This window comes from Pannonibacter sp. I15F10I1 (assembly GCF_900185665.1).
GTDB classification, from domain to species: Bacteria; Pseudomonadota; Alphaproteobacteria; order Rhizobiales; family Stappiaceae; genus Pannonibacter; species Pannonibacter indicus.
In genome coordinates this window covers 154962-175532 of record NZ_FYAN01000011.1, presented here as the reverse complement: position 1 = coordinate 175532, position 20571 = coordinate 154962, and the positions used below count along the sequence as shown (strand labels likewise).

Genomic DNA, 20571 nt, shown 5'->3' with positions numbered 1-20571 from the left:
CGCGCTGAGCTGCTCCCGTGCAGAGGCCTTTGGTGCGGCTGTGGCCTGACAACGGAGCGCCGGGCACTGGCAGAGTTGACTAACTCTCTTTTCATCCTTTGCCCGTAGTCTGATCTGGACGAACGGAGGTGGCCGGTGAGCCTTGATCTTGCCTCGCTGACATTTCTTCTGGTGGAAGACAGCGCCTATATGCGCACGATCCTGCGCACCATGCTGCAGGGTTTTGGCGCGCGGCGTATTGTCGAAGCCGAAGATGGTGCGTCTGGCCTTGAGGCCATGGACCGCGCCAATCCCGACATTCTGATTCTCGATTGGGTGATGCCGATCCTCGACGGCGCCGACATGGTGCGCATGATCCGCACCCAGAACAATCCCTTTGCCTATATCCCGATCATCATGGTGACGGGGCATACGGAGCGCAGCCGCATCATCGAAGCGCGGCGTCTGGGCGTGCATGAGCTGTTGTCCAAGCCAATCTCGGCCAAGGCGCTTTATCAGCGGGTCTCCAGCGTGATCATGCAGCCGCGTGACTTTGTGAAGACCCCGAGCTACTTCGGCCCTGCGCCGCGCGAAATCCGCAACCGCCAGAAGATCTGGCAGAGCGGGCTGCCGCAGCCGGGAAATGCCGGCGCGCCTGCGCAGGAATCCCAGGAAACTCAGGCCATCGGCTGAGGCCGGTTCTGCGCCGGGAATTTCGTAAAAACAAAGAGATCGAGCACGCTTGGCGGCTTCGTTTTCAACGAAAGTGCTCTGGCTGCCGTCCCGCATCACGTCTCAACCGCGTACGGACCGCAAAGGGCCCGTATCAGGCTGCGATCGAGGCGGCGGCTGAACTGGCGGCAGCGTGATTGACCTGCTGCAGTTTCATTGCGTTGGCAAACTCGGAAAGCTGGTCCAGATCAACGAGGTAGTTGTCGAGCAGGAAGCGGACCAGCAGTTCGGTGGGCAGATGTGTATAGCCTTCCACCGCTGCAAAGAAGTCGTCCAAAGTCTCAAGGCGTTTGCGCAAGCGAACCATGCCGGTCTCCCCGATATCCACGATTACAGCTTCGGCATTTATGGTTAATGCACAATGAATGACCGAGTCTGGATCATCTGAAAAGAGATCTTTGCAAGGCTTTGGGGGGCGCTGCAGCGCTTACATGACGGAAGGCGCGGCGGCTCCCAGCAGCATCGAGGCCGCCGCTCCTGCACTGAGCGGCAGGCGCAGCGCCGGATACCAGAGCGGAAACTTGCCCTCCCTCGATGCGGTCAGATCAAGGGCGAACATGGCTGCAAAGCACGCGGCCAGCAGCAGAAGCCCCGAAGTCTGCGGCAGCAGCAAGCCCGCCCAGCCCGCTAGAGAAGGGGCGACAGCGATAGCCAGCCGGGTGAGAAGATCCCCCTCTTCGAAAGGCCCGTCCTGTCCGGTGGAGGCGGCCATGGCCACGCCCCAGTGAATGCCCCCCAGAAAGGACAGGATGACCGCGCCATAAGCTGCAAGTGCGAAAGCGGCTTGCGGGCGCAGTTCAGGCGGTCCTGCAAAGGTCATCAGGCTGGCGGCCACAAAGGGGATCAGCCCGGCAACTCCGAGGGCAAGCGCCGGGCGCGGCACAGTCAGGGGATTGAAGGTGAGGTGCCGTGTCATCTGTCTTGCTCCTGAGGATGAGGGCGGAACACACGCCTTGCCAGGGCTTGCAGGGCAGGGCGGATGATGAGCGTCAGACGGTAGCCGGACTCCAGGATGGCGCGCGGAACCGGCCGGTCGAGCAGGCGGGCAGCACGGGCAAAGCGTGGCAGGCTGTGCCACAGGCTGAGAAAGGCTGCCGCGCCCGAGCGCAGCTTTCCATCGGCGCCGCGCACATGAAACCGGGCAAGGGCTGCGCTGCGCGTGAGCCCGTCCGGCAGGGTTTCCGAGGCCTCTGAGGAGACATCCACCCAGCAGACACCCTCCGCGCCGGCCTGCCGTCTGTAGACGGCGATCTCGCGCGCGCAGAGCGGGCAGGCGCCGTCATAATAGACTGTGATGGGCGGCGTTTCCGGCTGTGCTGCCGGGGGCGTGACGGCGGTGCTCACCATACGATCTCCTTGCCTTCCGCATCATGGAAACTGCCGGTCTGCGCAGCGCTGAGATGATCGATGGTCTGCAGCAGCAGCCGGGCTGCCTCCCGTGGCGGACGCACGGTGAGGCCGGATCTGGCGAAGGGCTCTGACAAACGGCTCTCCACCGTGCCGGGATGCAGGGCGATGCAAAGGCTTTCAGGGCGCTTGCGGGCCAGCTCGATGCTGGCGGAGCGGACAAGCTGGTTGAGCGCAGCCTTTGCGGCACGGTAGCTGTACCAGCCGCCCAGATTGTTGTCGCCGATGCTGCCGACGCGGGCAGAGAGTGTGGCGAACACTGCCTTTCCTTCGCCAGCAAGCAGCGGCAGGAAATGCTTCATGAGCAGGGCCGGACCGATGGTGTTGATGGCAAACACCCGTGCCATGGCGGCCGGATCCATCTGCCGCCAGCTCTTTTCGGGCTGGATATTCCCCTCATGGAGCATGCCGGTGGCATCGAAGACAAGCCGTAAGGGCGCGGTTTTCGATGCCTCACCAACGGCGAGTGCAGCGGCGGCGATGCTTGCCTCATCCGTGAGGTCAAAGGGCGCGCCGCCGCTGCCGGACCGGGAGAGCCCGATCACCCTGGCGAAGCGGCCGCTTGCCTCGATCTGGCGCGCGATCTCGGCACCTATCGCTCCCGTGCTGCCTGCAACAACGGCGAGGCCGCCGGGCGGGAACGAGTTCAGGTCTTGCGCGGCAGGTCCGGTCAACTCGGGTGCTCCAGTCAATTCAACCGCTATTAATACGTCGCAGACGCGCTGCCGGTTCAGATGCACCCGATGATGCCAGTGCCTTGTTTCTCCACGGAGATAATCCGCATTTTTGCCAAGCCGGATAAGGTGTGCTTCTGGGCGCCTGCTACCTTGTCATCTGCCTGTGACACTGAGCCATTAACCGGTCGGGCGAGGCGATAGACCTCGTAAACAGTTTCGAGAGAGAGCTAGCCATGTCCGACATCAAGAAGAGCGATCTGTCCTGGGACGAATGGGATGAACTGCAGAACCCGCCCCCGGCCGTGACGGATTTCGACCGCGTGGTCGAAAGCGCCCTGTCCCGCCGCGGCTTCCTTGGCGGTGTCCTGGCTTTCGGCTCCGCCGCCGCTGCCATGGGCACCGTGGGCAACCTGATGTCCTCCACCGCTGCGCTGGCGCAGGACACGTCCTCGCGCTTCCAGTTCAAGCCGGTGCCGATTGCGACCGATCACACCGTTCATGTTCCGGAAGGCTACACCTGGAAGCCGCTGGCCAAGTGGGGCGAGCCGCTGTTCTCGGGCGTGCCGGACCTGAACCCGGAAAAGGCTGTCAGCGTCGAGCATTCGGACAAGGTGTTCGGTGAAAACACCGACGGCATGGAACTCTTCGTCATCGGCGGCCATCAGGTCATTGCCGTCAACCACGAATACGTGAACCCGGAAATCAACCTGCCGCATGCGCCGGAAGGTGTGCCGCAGAGCGCCGATGACGTGAAGATCCTGCAGCACATGCAGGGCGTCACCGTCATGGAAGTGGCGGAAGGCGAAAACGGCTGGCACATCGTGGTGGACAGCCCGTTCAACCGCCGCATCCATCACAACACCCCGATGAAGCTCTCCGGCCCGGCTGCCGGCTCCGATCTCGTCAAGACGGATGCCGATCCGTCCGGTACCGAAAGCCTCGGCACCTTCAACAACTGCGGTGCAGGCAAGACCCCCTGGGGCACCTACCTGACCTGCGAAGAAAACTTCAACGGCTACTTCGGCTCCACCAACGCCGAATTCAAGCTGCCGGACGACTACAAGCGTTATGGCATCTCGGCTGAAACCCGCTACGCCTACGAGAAGTTCGACGAGCGTTTCGACGTTTCCAAGCACCCGAACGAGCCGCGCCGCGCTGGTTATGTGGTCGAGATCGATCCGTCGGACGCTTCCTCCACCCCGGTCAAGCGCACCGCTCTCGGCCGCATCAAGCACGAGAACGCTGCCTGCGTGATCGCGCGTGATGGCCGCGTGGTCGTCTATATGGGCGACGATGAGCGTGGTGAGTTCCTCTACAAGTATGTCTCCAACGGCATCTACGTCCCCGGCGGCGACACCTCGACGCTGCTGGACGAAGGCACGCTCTTTGTGGCCAAGTTCGCTGAAGACGGCACCGGCGAGTGGCTGGCTCTGACGCCGGAAACCACCGGCATGAAGATGGATGAAATCTGCGTCTTCACCCGTCAGGCTGCTTCCAAGGTCGGTGCCACCACCATGGACCGCCCGGAGTGGGTTGCCACCAACCCGGTCGCCATCGAAGCCTACTGCGCGCTGACCAACAACAGCCGCCGTGGTGAAGTGAAGGACGGCAAGCTGCGTACCAACGCTGGCGGCGACCCGCTGGAAGTGAACGCTGTCAACCCGCGCGAGAAGAACAACTACGGCCAGATCGTCCGCTGGTTCCCGGCGAACGAAGACCATGCAGACGCTGCCTTCAAGTGGGACCTGTTCTGCATGGCCGGCAACCCGGCTGTCCACAAGGACGCCTATGCCGGCTCTTCGAACATCAACGAAGGCAACATGTTCAACTCGCCGGACGGCATGATGTTCGACACCACGGGTCTGCTCTGGATCCAGACGGACGGTGAAGACAGCAACGAAGGCGACTATGCCGGTCAGGGCAACAACCAGATGCTGGCAGGCGACCCGGTGACGGGCCGCATCGAGCGCTTCCTCACGGCCCCGAAGGGTTCGGAAGTGACCGGCATGACCTGGTCTTCCGACAAGCGCACCCACTTCGTCGGCATTCAGCACCCGGATGCTCCGTTCCCGGACGGCGAAGGCAAGCTGCCGCGCTCGGCCATCGTGGCGGTCAAGCACGAAGACAACCGCATCATCGGCTGATCTGCCGTGATCTTCTGAAACACGAAGGGCGCGCCCACCCGGCGCGCCCTTTGGCTTTTTGGAAGCTTCCGGCCTCTCTTCCCGCGCCAAGCCTCCCCGTCTCCGTCTTGCCATGGCTGGACCATGGCATCCATTCCGTGGCCGTACTGCAAGCTCAGCCTCTCTGAAGGCTTGCATGCTTTCGCCGCTTTGGCGCGGGGAGAGGCAGGGGCATGGATGCCATGATCAAGTCATGGCATGACGGAGTGTGGTCTTTGAAACACGAAGGGCGCGCCCACCCGGCGCGCTCTTTGGCTTTTTGGAGGCTTTCGGCCTCTTCCCCCTCGCCAAGCCTCCCCGTCTTCGTCTTGCCATGGCTCGACCATGGCATCCACTCCGTGACCGTACTGCACGGTCAGCCTGTCTGAAGGCTCGCGTGCTCTCACCGCTTTGGCGTGGGGAGAGGCAGGGGCATGGATGCCATGTTCAAGTCATGGCATGACGGAAGGGTGGTCTTTGAAACACGAAGGGCGCGCCCACCCGGCGCGCCCTTTGGCTTTCTTGAGGCTTTCGGCCTCTCTTCCCGCGCCAAGCCTCCCCGTCTCCGTCTTGCCATGGCTTGACCATGGCATCCACTCCGTGCCCGTGCTGCACGGTCAGCCTCTCTGAAGGCTCGTGCGTCGTCACCGCTTTGGCGTGGGGAGAGGCAGGGGCATGGATGCCATGATCAAGTCATGGCATGACGGAGTGTGATTCTCTGAAACACGAAGGGCGCGCCCACCCGGCGCGCCCTTTGGCTTTCTTGAGGCTCTCGGCCTCACTTCCCGCGCCAAGCCTCCCCGTCTTCGTCTTGCCATGGCTCGACCATGGCATCCACTCCGTGACCGTACTGCACGGTCAGCCTGTCTGAAGGCTTGTGCTCCGTTACCGCTTTGGCGCGGAGAGAGGCAGGGGCATGGATGCCATGATCAAGTCATGGCATGACGGAAGGGTGGTCTTTGAAACACGAAGGGCGCGCCCACCCGGCGCGCTCTTTGGTTTTTTGGAGGCTTTAGGCCTCTCTTCCCGCGCCAAGTCTCCCCGTCTTCGTCTTGCCATGGCTCGACCATGGCATCCATTCCGTGACCGTGTTGCACGGTCAGCCTGTCTGAAGGCTTGTGCTCCGTTACCGCTTTGGCGTGGGGAGAGGCAGGGGCATGGATGCCATGATCAAGTCATGGCATGACGGAAGGGGGGAATCTCTTGAAAAATATGACTGTCTCTCAATCCCGGAACACGGTCAGGGCCAGGTGGTAGAGCAGCAGGATGGTCTTGCCGTCGCAGATGCGGCCGTCGCGGACCATGGCAAACGCCTCGTCAAAGGCAAGGTCCAGCACCTCGATGTCCTCGCCTTCCTCTTCAAGGCCGCCGCCGTCACTCACCCGGTCATCGGGGGAATAGGGGGCGATGAAGAAGGTGACCTGTTCGGTGACCGAGCCGGGGCTCATGAAGAGCGCAAACAGGCGCTCCACCTTGCCCAGCCGGTAGCCGGTTTCCTCTTCCACCTCGGCGCGGATGCGGGTTTCGGGATCGAGCTTGTCGAGCAGCCCGGCGGGCGCCTCGATCATCTCTTCCTGATGCCCGGCAACAAAAGCCGGCAGGCGGAACTGGCGGGTGAGCAGCACGTGGCGGCGGGCGAGGTCATAGGCCAGCAGCACGGCGCCGTGCCCCCGGTCATAGACTTCCCGCGTCTGCTCCTGCCATTGACCATCCGACCGGCGCAGATCAAAGCGGTAGCGGGTCAGCTTGCCCCAGTTGTCGGAAAGCAGCTCGGCTTCGCGGATGCGGACCCGGTCCTGCAGGGTGCGGGCGGGCATATCGGTCTCTGACATGGGAAAGGCCTTCTTGTTGCAATGCAGCAGGAAGGCCTTTCCCAAGTCTGTCTGTCAAGGCCAACCCGTGGCCAATCAGCGCGCGATGGCCTTTGCAAGGGCCTTGAAGGAGGCCTTTGGCGTGCGCACCAGCGTGTCAAAATCCGTATGCACGATGCCGAAGCGCTTCTCGTAGCCCACGGCCCACTCGTAATTGTCCATCAGCGACCAGAGGAAATAGCCTTTCACCGGCACGCCGGCCTTGGCTGCCCGGCGGATGGCGGCAAGGTGCTGGTCAAGGAAATCGATGCGCCCGTCATCCTGCACCTCGCCGTTGATCAGGTGATCATCATTGGCAAGGCCGTTTTCGGTGACGTAAAGCGGCAGGCCTTTCGTGTATTCCGCATGGGTGCGCTTGAGGAAGAATTCGAGGCCTTCGGGGTAGATCTCCCAACCCATCTGGGTCTTCGGCAAGGGGCCTTCCACCTCCTTGTGGGAGGGCCAGGCGCTGTCCGGATCCGGCGCGATGAGCTTGCGGGTGTAGTAATTGAGCCCGCACCAGTCCACCGGCGTGCCGATCACGTCAAAGTCGTTCTCCCAGCCCTTCGGCATATGGGGTCCAAGGCCTTCCAGCACATTGGCCGGATATTCCTTCTTGAAGATGCCGCCGAGGAACCAGCGATTGTAATAGCCGTCGTAGAGCTCTGCCGCCTTGCGGGCTTCCTCGCTGTCATCGGCAGGCGCAGCATATTCGAAATTGCAGACAGCGCCGAGGTTCTTAACGCCCAGTGCGCGCATGGCCTGAATGGAGCGGCCATGGGCCAGCAGCACATGGTGCATGGCGCGTGCGGTGGCGCGAATATCCCGCACGCCCGGCGCATGGATGCCGAGGAAATGGGACAGCCAGGTGACGCACCAGGGCTCGTTGATGGGCGCGACGGACCACACACGGTCGCCCAGCCGTTCCATCATGAGAGTGGTGTAATCGGCGAACCAGTCCGCAATGTCCCGGTTGCGCCAGCCGCCCAGATCGAGAAGCGCCGAGGGCAGTTCCCAGTGATAGAGGGTGAGGGCAGGCTTGATGCCGCGCTCCAGCAGGCCGTCCACCAGCCGGTCGTAGAAATCGAGCCCTTCCGCATTCACCGCGCCGCGCCCTTCCGGCATGACACGGGCCCAGGAGGTGGAGAAACGGTAGACGTCGAAATTGCCCTGCTTCAGCAGGTCCAGATCCTCGTCCATGCGCAGGATATGCTCGCAGGCGCGCGCACCGTTTTCGGCGCGGATGACGTTGCCCGGCGTCGCGGCAAAGTCATCCCACTGGCTGCGGCCCGCCCCGCCAAGGGCGCTGCCTTCGATCTGATAGCTCGAAGTTGCTGCACCGAAGAGGAAGTCTCCGGGAAAATCTGCACGGGTGAAGTTCATGGAGTTCACGTCCTGACTGGGGCCGGTCCCGTGGACTGGCCGATGATGAGATCGCATTCAAGAAGGCGGGTCTGCGGCTCGCTGGCAGGCTCGGCAATCTGCGCCAGCAGCATGTCCGCCGCCAGACGTCCGGCCTCACGCACGGAGGAGCGGGTGGCGGTGAAGAGCGGAACTTCCGCGCCGTTCTTCAGATATCCAAGCTCGTCATCATGGATGATGACGGACACATCCTTGCCGAGTTTCAGGCCACGTTCCTCGACAGCGCGGCGTACGCCGATGCCGGAGATCATGGAAGACGCAAGGAAGGCGGTCGGATTTTCGGGCAGGGCGAGCATCGCGGAAGCAGCGGCATAGCCTTGTCCCTCGGTCATCTCGGCGCTGAACATCAGTTCCGGCGCAGGCTTAAGTCCGCGCGCTTCCAATGCTTCGAGATAGCCGGAGCGGCGGCGGGCGGCGAAGTCCATGAACTCCAGGCCGTTGACCAGCCCGATGCGGCGGTGGCCGAGATCCAGCAGGAAGTCCGTGGCGCGGCGGAAGGCGCGGCGGTTGTTGATGTCGAGCCAGGCATAGGGAACCGCCGTGCCGCTGGAGCGGCCATGCACCACGAAGGGCAGGCCGATGTCCTGCAGCAACGGAATGCGCGGATCGGCCATCTTGGGGCCATGGACGATGATGCCATCCACCGTGCCGCGCGATTTCAGCTCCCGGTAGACGCTGGCTTCCTGATCATCCGGCACGATGGACAGAACCATCTCGTAGCCGGCGCGCGAGTAGCTCTCGCCTGCACCTGCGATGAAATCGGCAAAGACGGGGTTCACCATCTCGTGCCGGGTGGCGATGGGGATGACGTGGCCGATGGCCATGGCGCGGCCCGTGGCAAGGCGCTGGGCGCGGGCATTGGGCTGATAGTTATGCTGCTTTGCGGCGGCCAGCACCCGCTCACGCGTGGCCTCATTGACCTCCGGATACCCGTTGAGGGCGCGGCTGACCGTGGTGGGCGAAAGCCCCAGCTTCTGGGAAAACTGCTTCAGATTCATCGGGGCACATCGCGAATAAGTTCGGGTCTGAGCACCCAAACCGCTTTGAAGTTTGTGTGACTTTAGCTGCCTGCGGTGCGTGCGTCAAAGATCTTTGACCAGGTGTTTTGTTGCAGTGCGGTGAGAAAACTCAGGTTGTATGCGGTGTTGTAGCATGCCTGAAAAACATCCCCGTTGACTCGCATGCGCCGATCGGCGAGTGTGGGTCATTCAAAGCGGTTTGAATGACGCTTGGTCCGGCGTGTGAAGCGCAGGAACCTGGCGCGGTACTGGGAGGTAGCGATGAAGACAGTTTTGCTCGCCGGCGCGGCCGGGCTGGCGCTGATGTGCGGCGCAGCCAATGCGCAGAGCCTGAAGTTCGAGCCGGGCGCCGACAGCCGTTTCAACTGGGAAAGTTATGAAGGCGTGAAGTCCGATGCCCTGAAGGGGCAGTCGATCACGGTGCTTGGCCCCTGGCTTGGGCCGGACAAGGTGCTGGTGGAAAGCGTCTTTGCCTATTTCGAGGCGGCGACGGGGGTGAAGGTCAACTATTCCGGCTCCGACAGCTTCGAGCAGCAGATCGTCATCGATACGGAAGCCGGTTCCCCGCCGAATGTCGCCATCTTCCCGCAGCCGGGTCTTGCGCGCGATCTGGCGGCCAAGGGCTTCCTGACCCCGCTGGGCGATGAGGCCTCCAACTGGCTGCGCGACAATTACGCTGCCGGCCAGTCCTGGGTGGATCTGGCGACTTTCAAGGGCAAGGATGGTCAGGATGCGCTCTACGGCCTGTTCTACAAGGTCGATGTGAAGTCGCTCGTCTGGTACGTGCCAGAGAACTTCGAGGATGCGGGCTATGAAGTGCCCACGACCATGGAAGAGCTGAAGGCGCTGACGGATCAGATCGTCGCAGATGGCGGCACACCGTGGTGCATCGGTCTTGGCTCGGGGGCTGCCACCGGCTGGCCGGCCACCGACTGGGTGGAAGACATGATGCTGCGCACCCAGTCGCCGGAGGATTACGACGCCTGGACGCGCAATGATCTGAAGTTCGATGATCCGAAGGTGGTGGGTGCCATCGAGGAATTCGGCTATTTTGCCCGCAACGAAAAATACGTGGCTGGCGGCGCGGCCGGTGTGGCTACCATCGATTTCCGCGACAGCCCGAAGGGCCTCTTCGCCTCGCCGCCGCAGTGCTACATGCACCGCCAGGCGTCGTTCATCCCGTCCTTCTTCCCCGAAGGCACGGTCATCGGTGAGGACGTGGATTTCTTCTACTTCCCGGCCTATGCGGAGAAGGACCTTGGCCAGCCGGTGCTGGGTGCGGGCACCATGTTCTCCATCACCAGGGACAGCCCGGCCGCCCAGGCGCTGATCGATTTCCTGCAGACGCCGATCGCCCATGAAGTGTGGATGGCGCAGAAGGGCTTCCTGACCCCGCACAAGGGCGTCAACACGGAAGTCTATGGCGATCCGACCCTGAAGAAGATGGGTGATATCCTTCTGAACGCGACCACCTTCCGCTTTGACGGATCCGACCTGATGCCGGGTGCCATTGGTGCCGGTGCCTTCTGGACCGGCATGGTGGACTATGTGGCCGGCGGCAAGGACGCGGCCGTGGTCGGTGCGGATATCCAGAAGGCCTGGGACGCGATCAAGAAGTAATGGCCTGAAGTAATGGCCTGAAGTGATGGCCTGTGTCGCCAGCTTCGATACGGCTGGCGGCTCTTCACAACGACAAAAAGCCGGTTGAACCGGATGCCGGGACCCTGCAGGCCGCATGTGCTGCCGGCGGGCCGAGGCGGGCGGGAGGGGCAATGCTCCAGCAGATCATGATGGCGGGTGCGACGATTGTTGCCGGCGTGTTCGGCTGCGTCGCCTATTTCTACGGCTCCAACCTCATCCTCGACGCGGTGTTTCCCCCGCGCGGGGCCAATGCGGGGCGCAACATCAACCGGGCGGCCCTGATCCGGCCGTGGCTGTTCCTGGCGCCCGCCCTGCTGCTGCTGGGCGTCTATCTGCTTTACCCGGTGTTCGTGTCGGTCTGGCTGTCGCTGCATGACAGTTCGGGCACGCGCTTTGTCGGCCTTGGCAACTACATCTGGCTGGTCGAGGACGCGAAATTCCGCGAATCCATCCGCAACAACATGCTGTGGCTGCTGTTCGTGCCTGCCGCCTCCACCGCATTCGGCCTGCTGGCGGCAGCGCTGACGGATCGCATCCGCTGGGGCAATCTCGCCAAGTCGCTGATTTTCATGCCGATGGCGATCTCCTTCATCGGCGCCTCGGTGATCTGGAAATTCATCTATGACTACCGGCCCGCCGGGCAGGAGCAGATCGGCCTTCTCAATGCGGTGGTTGTGTTCTTCGGCGGCGAGCCGCAGACCTGGCTGACCATTGACCTCTGGAACAACCTGTTCCTGATGATCGTGCTGGTCTGGATCCAGACCGGCTTTGCCATGGTCATTCTTTCCGCTGCCCTGCGCGGCATTCCGGAGGAGACCATCGAGGCGGCGATCCTTGATGGGGCCTCGCCGCTGCAGGTGTTCTTCCGCATCAAGGTGCCGCAGATCTGGGGCACCATTGCCGTGGTCTGGACGACGATCACCATCGTGGTGCTGAAGGTCTTCGATATCGTGCTGGCCATGACCAACGGCCAGTCGGGCACGCAGGTGCTTGCAAACCTCATGTTTGACTGGATGTTCCGCGGCAATGACGCGGGCCGTGCCTCCACGGTGGCGCTGGTGATCATGCTGCTGGTGACGCCGATCATGATCTGGAATATCCGCAATGCCCGCAAGGAGATGCAGTGATGGATCATATTGCGGGCAAGCGCTCGGGGCTCACCTGGGCCGTCAACCTCTCCGTCATCGCGCTGGTGCTGCTGTGGACGGTTCCGACCATCGGGCTTCTCGTCTCCTCCTTCCGGCAGGCGGATCAGATTGCCGCCACCGGCTGGTGGAAGGCGCTGTTTCCATCGGTTCAGAATTCCATCGTCCGGGCCGGTGATGCCGCCTCCCAGCGGGAGGAGGCGGGGCGGTTCGTCATCGATGGCAATGTCTTTGACACAGGCAGCGGCATCGTGACCGCCTTCGGCACCTCCTCGCGCGAACATGCGGCCCATGAGGCAGGAGCCACGGCCAGCCTCGCCGATGGGCAGACGCTGACGGTGGAAGCCGATGGCGCCTACCGGCTGGAAAGCCCGGTGCGGTTCGAAGGCCGCAGCCCGCGCATCTTCGTGACGGCGGAAACACCGCCGAGCTTCACCATTGCCAATTACGAGACGGTGCTCTTGGCCGAAGGTCTGGGCCGTGCGTTCCTGAACACGCTGACTGTGACCATTCCGGCGACGGTCATCCCGATCCTGATTGCCGCCTTTGCCGCCTATGCACTGGCGTGGATGGAGTTTCCGGGCCGGGCGCTGCTGATTGCCGCGATTGTCGGCCTTCTGGTGGTGCCGTTGCAGCTGGCGCTGATCCCTCTGCTGCGGCTGCATAATTCGCTGGGTATCGGCAAGGAATATCTGGGCATCTGGCTCGCGCATACGGGCTTTGGCCTGCCCATGGCGATCTATCTCTTGCGCAACTACATGGTGGGCCTGCCGCGCGAAATCATCGAGAGCGCGCGGGTGGACGGGGCGAGCGACTTCCAGATCTTCCTCAAGCTGATCCTGCCGCTCAGCTTCCCGGCGCTGGCGTCCTTCGCCATCTTCCAGTTCCTGTGGACCTGGAACGACCTGCTGGTGGCCACCGTCTTCCTTGGCAACAACCAGCAGCAGCTCGTCATGACCGGCGTGTTGCGCGAGCTTCTGGGCTCCAAGGGCGGGGAGTGGGAAATTCTCGCGGCTTCCGCCTTCGTGTCCATCTTCGTGCCGCTGCTGGTGTTCTTCGCGCTGCAGAGGTTCCTCGTGCGCGGGCTGCTGGCCGGCTCCGTCAAATAACCTTCCTCCCTCAAGTATCAGACGTATCAACGACAGGATTTCGTGAATGACCACCCTCATCAAGGACAAGGACTGGTGGCGCGGTGCGGTGATCTATCAGATTTATCCGCGCAGCTATCAGGACTCCAATGGCGACGGCATCGGTGATCTGGCGGGTATCGTCAGCCGCATTCCGCATATCGCCAGCCTTGGCGCGGATGCCATCTGGGTCAGCCCGTTCTTCACCTCGCCGATGAAGGACTTTGGCTATGACGTGTCCGACTATTGCGATGTGGACCCGATGTTCGGCTCGCTGGCCGATTTTGACCGGGTGATCGAGACCGCCCATGCTCATGGCATCAAGGTGCTGATCGACCTTGTTCTTTCCCATACCTCCGACAAGCACCCCTGGTTCGAGGAAAGCCGCCAGAGCCGGAACAATCCGCGTTCGGACTGGTATGTCTGGGCAGATCCCAAGCCGGATGGCACGCCACCGAACAACTGGCTGTCCATCTTCGGTGGCCCGGCCTGGCACTGGGATGCAAGGCGCGAGCAGTATTACCTGCACAACTTCCTGATCTCGCAGCCGGATCTGAACTTCCACAATCCCGATGTGCAGGACGCGCTGCTGGATGTCGCCCGCTTCTGGCTGAAGCGCGGCGTCGATGGCTTCCGCCTTGACACCATCAACTTCTATTTCTGCGACAGGGAGCTGCGCGACAATCCGGCCCTGCCCCTGGAGGAGCGCAACGATCTGACGGCGCCGAAGGTGAACCCCTACAACCACCAGCGTCACGTCTATGACAAGAACCAGCCGGAGAACCTGGAATTCCTGCGCCGTTTCCGTGTGGTTCTGGACGAGTACAACGCGGCCACCGTCGGCGAGATCGGTGACAGCCAGCGCGGGCTGGAGCTTCTGGGGGAATATACCCGGGGCGATGACCTGATGCAGATGTCCTATGCCTTCGAGTTTCTGGCAAACCGCCCGATGACCGCGTCCTATGTGGCGAGCGTCTTCGAGGAATTTGACCGTGTGGCCTCGGACGGCTGGGCCTGCTGGGCCTTCTCCAACCACGATGTGGTGCGCCACATCACCCGCTGGCACCTGACGCCTGCCGCCGCGCGGACCTATGCCACGCTCCTCATGTGCCTGCGCGGCACGGCCTGCATCTATCAGGGCGAGGAACTGGGCCTGCCGGAAGCCGAACTTGCCTTCGAGGATCTGCAGGACCCCTATGGCATCGAGTTCTGGCCGAAGTTCAAGGGCCGCGACGGCTGCCGCACGCCGATGGTCTGGAACATCCAGCAGCAGAGCGGCGGCTTTTCGGAGGCCCGGCCCTGGCTGCCGGTGCCCAGCGAGCACTATGCTCTGGCCGTGGATGCGCAGGACAATGATCCGGCGGCGCTGGTCCACCACTACCGCCGTGCCATTGCCTTCCGCCATGCCTATCCGTCCGTGATGAAGGGCAGCCAGTCGCCGATGACGGTGACGGGAGATGTGCTGAGTTTTTCCCGGAAGCTGAATGGCGAAACCATATTCTGCGCCTTCAACCTCTCGGACACGCCGGCCGATATCCGTATTCCCGCGCAGGACTGGGAAACGATCGGGCATGAGATTGGCAGTGTTTCGGAGCATGATGGCATCATCGCGCTCGGGCCCTGGGGCGTCAGCCTCATGCGCAGGCGCTGAAGGCAAGGGGAGGGCCGGCAGATGGCAGATCTGAAGCTTACGGACGTGGCCAAATCCTATGGCGGCGTCAAGGTTCTCAGCAATATCAACCTGGACATCAGGAAGGGTGAACTGATCGTCTTCGTCGGCCCCTCCGGCTGCGGCAAGTCAACCCTGCTGCGCATGATTGCCGGGCTTGAGAAGATCTCCGGCGGCACGCTGGAGATTGGCGGCGAGGTGATGAATGACGTGCCGCCCGCCCAGCGCGGCATTGCCATGGTGTTCCAGAGCTATGCGCTCTACCCGCATATGACCGTGCGCGACAACATGGCCTTTGCCTTGAAGATCGCGGGAAAGAGCAAGGCGGAGATTGACGCCGCAGTCGCCCGTGCGGCGGATATCCTGCAACTGACGCCCTATCTCGACCGCTTGCCCAAGGCGCTGTCCGGCGGCCAGCGCCAGCGCGTTGCCATTGGCCGGGCGATTGTGCGTGATCCCAAGGTCTATCTGTTCGACGAGCCGCTTTCCAACCTCGATGCCGCCCTGCGGGTGGCCACCCGCATCGAGATTGCCCAGCTCAAGGAGCAGATGCCGGACAGCACCATGATCTATGTGACCCATGATCAGGTGGAAGCCATGACGCTGGCCAGCCGCATCGTCGTGCTGGCGGGCGGCGGCATCAGCCAGGTCGGCACGCCGATGGAGCTTTATCAGAAGCCGCAGAACGAGTTTGTCGCCCAGTTCATCGGCAGTCCGGCGATGAACCTGCTGCCGGGCGAGATCATTGCCACCGGCGGGATGACCCGGGTGCGGCTGGACAGCGGTCTGGAGGCTGTGGCCGCCATCCCGAGCCGTGACAGCGATCTGGGCCTCAAGGTCAATCTCGGCGTCCGGCCCGAGGACCTGCGCGAGACGGAGGGTGATCCGCTGTTCACCGGCGCGGTGGATATCACCGAGGCGCTGGGCGAGGTGACGCTGCTCTATTTTGAGAAGGATGAGGCGGGGCGCCAGATGGTTGCCAAATTGCCGGGCATCCGCTCGGGCCTCAGGCATTCAGCCGTGCGGCTGACGGCAGCGCCGGAGGCGCTGCATCTGTTCCACGACGGCGTGTCGCTGCTGTACCGCTGAGGCTGCCTGGTTCAAGCAGCCTTGGCGATGGCCTCGATCAGGGCCTCGACCTGCGGGCCGAACAGGGCCTGGGTATCGATGGTGTAGCGTCCGCCCGAAGGGGTGCGCAGCTGCAGGGCGGGCACGCCCTGCGCCCGCATGGCCTGCATCAGGCCCATGCCTTCGCTGATCCAGTCCTGCATGGCAGCCTCAAGGTCCTTGTCAGGCGAGGCAAGCCGGTCAGACGCGGCCTGCAATCCCGCGTCACTCAGGATTTCTACAAGGACGGCCGGACTGGTGATGTCCTTGCCATCGACATATCGCGCCGCCTGCAGCGCCTTCAGGGCCTTCTGCAGCTCATCCGGTTCAGTCAGGCGCACGGCGGTGAGCGCAAGGTTTGCAGGGCCGCTGTCGATCCTCTGCGTGCCGCCGAACAAAACGTTCTGCCGGTAGGTATCGCTGAAGTGCTGGCCGGTCATCGCCGTGATCCGCTCGTCGGCCTTGACGATATAGGAGGCGAAACCCGGGTCCATGGGCCGCGCACCCGTTCCGGCAAACAGGCCCACCGGCTGCAGTGTGACCGTGATGCCGGGCTCTGCCGCGAGCCGTGCAAGCCCCGGCCCGGCACCGTAGCACCAGCCGCAGAGCGGATCGAAAAGATAGATGATCTCAGGGTTCACGGCATGGCCTCTGCTGATGAGGCAGGTCTTATGGCATGTTCGCCGGCGAGGAAAAAGAACGCCTGCGTGGATGACGTGTCCACGCAGGCGAGACAATCGGTGCAGGGAACGCCTCAGGCGCTGGCGAATGTCAGGCTGACCTTGATGGCCTGAGAGCGGTCACCGGCAATGCGGAAGGCCTCTTCCGCATCGTCCAGCGCAAAGCGGTGGCTGATGATCGGCTTCACGTCGATCTCGCCGCTGTCGATCAGACGCGCAGCAAGCGCATACTCTTCATGGAAACGGTGCGTGCCCACGAACTCGATCTCCTTGCCGACGATCAGATTGACCGGGATGGGCAGATCGCCGGTTACGCCGACCTGCACGATACGGCCGCGCGGGCGGACGCATTCGATGGCCGTGCGCAGGGCCGGGGCTGCGGCGGAGCATTCGAACACCACGTTGAAATGCCCCTTGTCCGCCTTGAAGGGCTCCAGCGCCTCGGGCTGGGTCATGACGTTGATGGTCTGCGTTGCGCCCATCCGCGTTGCCACGGCCAGTGTCGCGTCCTGCAGATCGGTGACGGTGATGCTGGCAGCACCCGCCCGTTTGGCTGCGGCCAGACAGAGCAGCCCGATGGGGCCCGCGCCGGTGATGAGCACGTGGCGGCCTTCCAGAAGTCCGGCCTGATTGGCTGCATGCAGGCAAACGGCCAGCGGCTCGGCGCAGGCCGCCTCCGCGTGGTCCACATGCGCGCCGACGGGCTCGCACTGGATGGCATCGGTGACCACAAGGTCGCGGAAGCCGCCTTGTTCATGGGGGAAGCGCAAGGCCGATCCCATGAAGCGCATGGCCAGGCAGTGGGCGAAATGCCCTTCCGCGCAATATTTGCAGGTGCGGCACGGCCGGCTGGGATTGACGGCGACCTTCTGGCCTACCTTGAGCGAGGTAACGCCCTCGCCAAGGGCTGCGATGGTTCCGGCAATCTCGTGGCCGAGGATGATCGGTTCGCGGACGCGGATGGGGCCGAACCCGCCATCCTGAAAGTAATGCAGATCCGAGCCGCAGATCCCGCCCGCGCCGATGGCGACAAGCACCTCACCGGGGCCGGGCTGCGGCACTTCAGCTGTTTCAATGCGCAGGTCATGCTGGCCATAAAGACGGCACACGCGAGTTTCCATGACGGTTCAATCCAGAAGATAGGTGGGCAGCCAGGTCGACAGTCCGGGGATATAGGAAACGAGCAGCAGCACGATGATGTTGGTGATGAGGAAGGGCGTAATGGCCCGGATGACCGGCGACAGCGGCAGCTTGGCGATGTTGGCGCAGATGAACAGGCACACACCCACGGGAGGCGTGGTGAGGCCGATCATCAGGTTCAGCACCGCAAAGGTGGCGAAATGCAGCGGATCAATGCCGACACCCTGCGCAAGGGCAAGGAGCGGCACGAAGAGGATGATCAGCGCCGCGATCGTTTCCATGAACATGCCGACAATCAGAAGCACGATGTTGATCAGCAGGATCACGACGAACTTGTTGTCGGTGATGGACAGAACGCTCTCGGCAATCATCTGCGGGATGCGCTCGGAAACGAGGATCCAGCCGAAGACATTGGCAAAGCCGACGAGCGCGAGAATGGCCGCCGACGAGACGGCGCTGTCGATGACGATCTTCGGCACTTCGCGGATGGGCAGTTCCCGGTAGAAGAACGCGCCGACGACGAAGGCGTAGATGCTGGCGACAACGGCGGTTTCCGTAGGCGTGGCTAGGCCCGTCAGCAGGCCACCGACGATAAGGCCCGTCATGGCCAGAGCCCAGAAGGCGCCGAGGAAAGCGAGGCAAAGTTCGCGCACGCCCTGCCAGGGCTGGCGTGGAAAGCCGCGGCGCACGGCGATGATGTAGGTCGTCACCATCATGGCGAGGCCCATCATGATGCCGGGAATGGCGCCGGCCATGAACATCTTGCCAACGGAAATGCCGGAGAGGGCGCCGACAATGATCATCGGCACGCTGGGCGGAATGATCGGCCCGACGGTGGAAGAGGCTGCCGTAACCGCGGCGGAGAAGTCGGCCGGATAGCCGGCCTTCTTCATGCCGGGGATCATCATGCCTCCGATGGAGGCCGCATCGGCCACGGCGGTTCCGGAAATGCCGCCGAAGAGCATGGACCCGGCGACATTGGCCTGTCCCAGGCCGCCGCGCATCCAGCCCACGAGCGCATTGGCAAAGCGCACGATACGCCCGGTGATGCCGCCCCGGTTCATCAGGTTACCGGCCAGGATGAAGCCGGGGATGCACAGGAGAACGAAGACGTCGATACCGGCAAACATCTTCTGCGGCATGACGACGAGAGGAATGCCCTTGAACCAGAGGTAGGTCATGGAGGCGAGGCCCAGCGTCACCGCGACGGGGGCGCCGATGATCAGGCCGAGGGCGAAAACGCCGAAGAGAATGGCAAGGCTCACGGGGTTTCTTCTCCGGCTGCCTGCGGCAGGCCGTCACTTTCGCCGGTAGCGATGGACAGGAAGCGCGCGAGGGAAAAAATGCAGAGTGAGACGAGGGCAACCAGCATGCTGGCGTGAATGAAGTCCATCCGCCAGGTCAGGGCAGGGGACGTCTGCAGGGCGCCGATGGAGGTGAAGCGCCAGGCCGGGCCGATCAGGATCAGGCACAGCATCGCCGTCAGCAGGGCCGACAGCGCCCGCAGCAGCTTCGGCCAGGGGGCGGGCAGGCTCTCGCAGACCAGATCCACGTTGACCAGATCGCCGCTGCGATAGGCAAGGCCGAGGCCGATGGCGGCAACATAGAGCAGGGCGAAGCGGGTGAGTTCCTCCGTCCAGACGGGTGACGAATGAAAGAGCGTGCGCCCGAGAACCTGAACGAGCACGGCGCCCATCAGGATGAAGAAGGCGGCTCCGGTGGCAAAACGGCTGACCGCTGCCACAAGCGCGAGGGCCTGTCTGAAAATCATGATTGTCTCCCGAAGGAGGCATGCTGCGGCCCGGGCGAGGTGCCGGGGCCGCAGCTGCCTTTTCACTTCATGAGGTCTTCAACGATCGGGCGGATTTCCGCCTTCACATTGGCCAGAACGGCCGGGCGTGCCTTTTCGGCGAAGGCGGCAGCATCCACCTCGACAAAGGTCATGCCGGCAGCCTGAAGCTCCTTCACGAGGTTTTCCTCGTCGGCAAGGAACAGCTCGCGCTCATAGGCCTGCGCCCGCTTGGCCGCCTCCATGACTGCCGCCTGATCTTCGGCGCTGAGCTGCGACCAGGTCATTTCGGAGATCGTGAGATAGATCCAGGAGCGCACATGCTCGGTCTTGTTCACGAACTTCTGCACTTCGGCAAAGTTGGCCGACTTGATCAGCGCCAGCGGGTTTTCCTGCGCATCGATCACGCCGGACTGCAGCGAGGTGAAGACCTCCGAGAAGGCCATCGGCGTGGGCTGGGCGCCCAGCGTCTTCCAGGTGTCGACGAACAGGGGCACGTTCGGCACGCGCATGCGCAGGCCCTTGAGATCATCAGGGGTCTTGATCTCGCGGTTGGCGGTCAGGTTGCGCGGGCCGCGGGCAAAATAGGCGATGGGGCGGATCTGGGCGCGTGCCACGATCTCTGCCTTGATGTCCTCGCCGATCTTGCCGGAGGCAACCTCGTCCATATGCTCCAGCGACTTGTAGGCGTAAGGCACGGCCAGAAGGGCTGCCATGGGCGCCCAGTTCTGCAGGCTTTCGCCGGTGATCGTCATGTCGGCCGTGCCAAGCTGCATGCCGTTGATCAGGTCGACTTCCTTGCCGAGGGACTCGTTCGGATAGACTTCGACCTCGATACGGCCGTTGGTGATTGCCTTCAGTTCCTCACCGAACTTCACGGAGGCCTTGTGCCAGGTGTTCTGCTCATTGGCGAGGTGGCCAAGCTTGAGCACGCGCTCTGCGGCAAGGGAAGGGTTGCCAAGGGCAGTCAGGCTGGCAAGCCCGATGGCAGCGGCAAGGGCCTGCCTTGTGAAACGACGCATGTT

Annotated in this window: 19 protein-coding genes; 7 read left to right on the top strand and 12 right to left on the bottom strand. The window is 63.0% G+C overall.

Going from position 1 to position 20571, the window contains the following annotated elements; all coding sequences use genetic code 11:
• Positions 1 to 135 precede the first annotated feature (135 nt).
• Positions 136 to 672 carry a response regulator gene (locus IF10I1_RS09340; protein WP_072242558.1) on the top strand — a complete coding sequence of 179 codons (537 nt, stop codon included), beginning with the start codon at positions 136 to 138 and terminating at the stop codon, positions 670 to 672.
• A 133-nt stretch (positions 673 to 805) separates the two neighbouring features.
• On the opposite strand, the gene IF10I1_RS09335 is transcribed toward IF10I1_RS09340, so the two are convergent.
• From IF10I1_RS09335 to IF10I1_RS09320, 4 genes are all read right to left on the bottom strand, one after another.
• Positions 806 to 1018 carry a hypothetical protein gene (locus IF10I1_RS09335; protein ID WP_157757063.1) on the bottom strand — a complete coding sequence of 71 codons (213 nt, stop codon included), beginning with the start codon at positions 1016 to 1018 and terminating at the stop codon, positions 806 to 808.
• 120 nt (positions 1019 to 1138) lie between these two features.
• Positions 1139 to 1627 carry a DUF3429 domain-containing protein gene (locus IF10I1_RS09330; RefSeq protein WP_186392565.1) on the bottom strand — a complete coding sequence of 163 codons (489 nt, stop codon included), beginning with the start codon at positions 1625 to 1627 and terminating at the stop codon, positions 1139 to 1141.
• Positions 1624 to 2058, bottom strand: a complete 435-nt coding sequence (locus tag IF10I1_RS09325) for a thiol-disulfide oxidoreductase DCC family protein (protein ID WP_186392564.1) — start codon at positions 2056 to 2058, stop codon at positions 1624 to 1626. The genes IF10I1_RS09330 and IF10I1_RS09325 overlap by 4 nt, the downstream gene beginning before the upstream one ends.
• On the bottom strand, positions 2052 to 2792 hold the full coding sequence (locus IF10I1_RS09320; RefSeq protein ID WP_186392563.1) for an SDR family NAD(P)-dependent oxidoreductase: 741 nt from the start codon (positions 2790 to 2792) through the stop codon (positions 2052 to 2054). Before IF10I1_RS09320 ends, IF10I1_RS09325 begins: the two co-directional genes overlap by 7 nt.
• 236 nt (positions 2793 to 3028) lie before the next feature.
• Here IF10I1_RS09320 and IF10I1_RS09315 point away from each other — a divergent pair, with 236 nt between their 5' ends.
• A complete protein-coding gene (locus IF10I1_RS09315; RefSeq protein WP_186392562.1) occupies positions 3029 to 4939 on the top strand; it encodes a PhoX family phosphatase in 1911 nt (636 codons plus the stop codon).
• Positions 4940 to 6180: 1241 nt separating this feature from the next.
• Here IF10I1_RS09315 and IF10I1_RS09310 read toward each other — a convergent pair.
• The 3 genes from IF10I1_RS09310 to IF10I1_RS09300 all read right to left on the bottom strand — a co-directional run bounded on the left by IF10I1_RS09310 (position 6181) and on the right by IF10I1_RS09300 (position 9227).
• Positions 6181 to 6789: a GDP-mannose pyrophosphatase gene (locus IF10I1_RS09310; protein WP_371328537.1), complete on the bottom strand. Its 609-nt coding sequence runs from the start codon at positions 6787 to 6789 to the stop codon at positions 6181 to 6183.
• Between the two features lie 75 nt (positions 6790 to 6864).
• Positions 6865 to 8190 carry a GH1 family beta-glucosidase gene (locus tag IF10I1_RS09305; protein ID WP_186392561.1) on the bottom strand — a complete coding sequence of 442 codons (1326 nt, stop codon included), beginning with the start codon at positions 8188 to 8190 and terminating at the stop codon, positions 6865 to 6867.
• 5 nt (positions 8191 to 8195) lie between these two features.
• Entirely contained in the window at positions 8196 to 9227 is a 1032-nt protein-coding gene (locus IF10I1_RS09300) for a LacI family DNA-binding transcriptional regulator (protein WP_186392560.1), read from the bottom strand.
• Positions 9228 to 9509: 282 nt separating this feature from the next.
• Here IF10I1_RS09300 and IF10I1_RS09295 point away from each other — a divergent pair, with 282 nt between their 5' ends.
• From IF10I1_RS09295 to IF10I1_RS09275, 5 genes are all read left to right on the top strand, one after another.
• Complete coding sequence (locus tag IF10I1_RS09295) at positions 9510 to 10868, top strand: ABC transporter substrate-binding protein (RefSeq protein ID WP_058897701.1); 1359 nt, start codon at positions 9510 to 9512, stop codon at positions 10866 to 10868.
• A 152-nt stretch (positions 10869 to 11020) separates the two neighbouring features.
• Positions 11021 to 12016 (top strand): carbohydrate ABC transporter permease, encoded by a 996-nt coding sequence (locus IF10I1_RS09290; RefSeq protein ID WP_094462210.1) that lies wholly within the window; start codon positions 11021 to 11023, stop codon positions 12014 to 12016.
• Positions 12016 to 13143, top strand: a complete 1128-nt coding sequence (locus tag IF10I1_RS09285; RefSeq protein WP_186392559.1) for a carbohydrate ABC transporter permease — start codon at positions 12016 to 12018, stop codon at positions 13141 to 13143. The genes IF10I1_RS09290 and IF10I1_RS09285 overlap by 1 nt, the downstream gene beginning before the upstream one ends.
• 46 nt (positions 13144 to 13189) lie before the next feature.
• Positions 13190 to 14812, top strand: coding sequence for an alpha-glucosidase (locus tag IF10I1_RS09280; protein ID WP_186392558.1), 1623 nt, complete (start codon positions 13190 to 13192; stop codon positions 14810 to 14812).
• 21 nt (positions 14813 to 14833) lie between these two features.
• A complete protein-coding gene (locus tag IF10I1_RS09275) occupies positions 14834 to 15919 on the top strand; it encodes an ABC transporter ATP-binding protein (RefSeq protein ID WP_186392557.1) in 1086 nt (361 codons plus the stop codon).
• An 11-nt stretch (positions 15920 to 15930) separates the two neighbouring features.
• Here the strand turns inward: IF10I1_RS09275 and IF10I1_RS09270 are convergent, their stop codons facing one another.
• The 5 genes from IF10I1_RS09270 to IF10I1_RS09250 all read right to left on the bottom strand — a co-directional run bounded on the left by IF10I1_RS09270 (position 15931) and on the right by IF10I1_RS09250 (position 20568).
• Complete coding sequence (locus IF10I1_RS09270) at positions 15931 to 16578, bottom strand: DsbA family protein (protein ID WP_186392556.1); 648 nt, start codon at positions 16576 to 16578, stop codon at positions 15931 to 15933.
• Positions 16579 to 16691: 113 nt separating this feature from the next.
• Positions 16692 to 17738 (bottom strand): L-idonate 5-dehydrogenase, encoded by a 1047-nt coding sequence (locus tag IF10I1_RS09265; RefSeq protein ID WP_186392555.1) that lies wholly within the window; start codon positions 17736 to 17738, stop codon positions 16692 to 16694.
• Between the two features lie 6 nt (positions 17739 to 17744).
• Positions 17745 to 19022: a TRAP transporter large permease gene (locus IF10I1_RS09260; RefSeq protein ID WP_186392554.1), complete on the bottom strand. Its 1278-nt coding sequence runs from the start codon at positions 19020 to 19022 to the stop codon at positions 17745 to 17747.
• On the bottom strand, positions 19019 to 19528 hold the full coding sequence (locus tag IF10I1_RS09255; protein ID WP_019962937.1) for a TRAP transporter small permease: 510 nt from the start codon (positions 19526 to 19528) through the stop codon (positions 19019 to 19021). Before IF10I1_RS09255 ends, IF10I1_RS09260 begins: the two co-directional genes overlap by 4 nt.
• A 62-nt stretch (positions 19529 to 19590) precedes the next feature.
• Positions 19591 to 20568, bottom strand: a complete 978-nt coding sequence (locus IF10I1_RS09250; RefSeq protein WP_186392553.1) for a TRAP transporter substrate-binding protein — start codon at positions 20566 to 20568, stop codon at positions 19591 to 19593.
• Between the last annotated feature and the right edge of the window lie 3 nt (positions 20569 to 20571).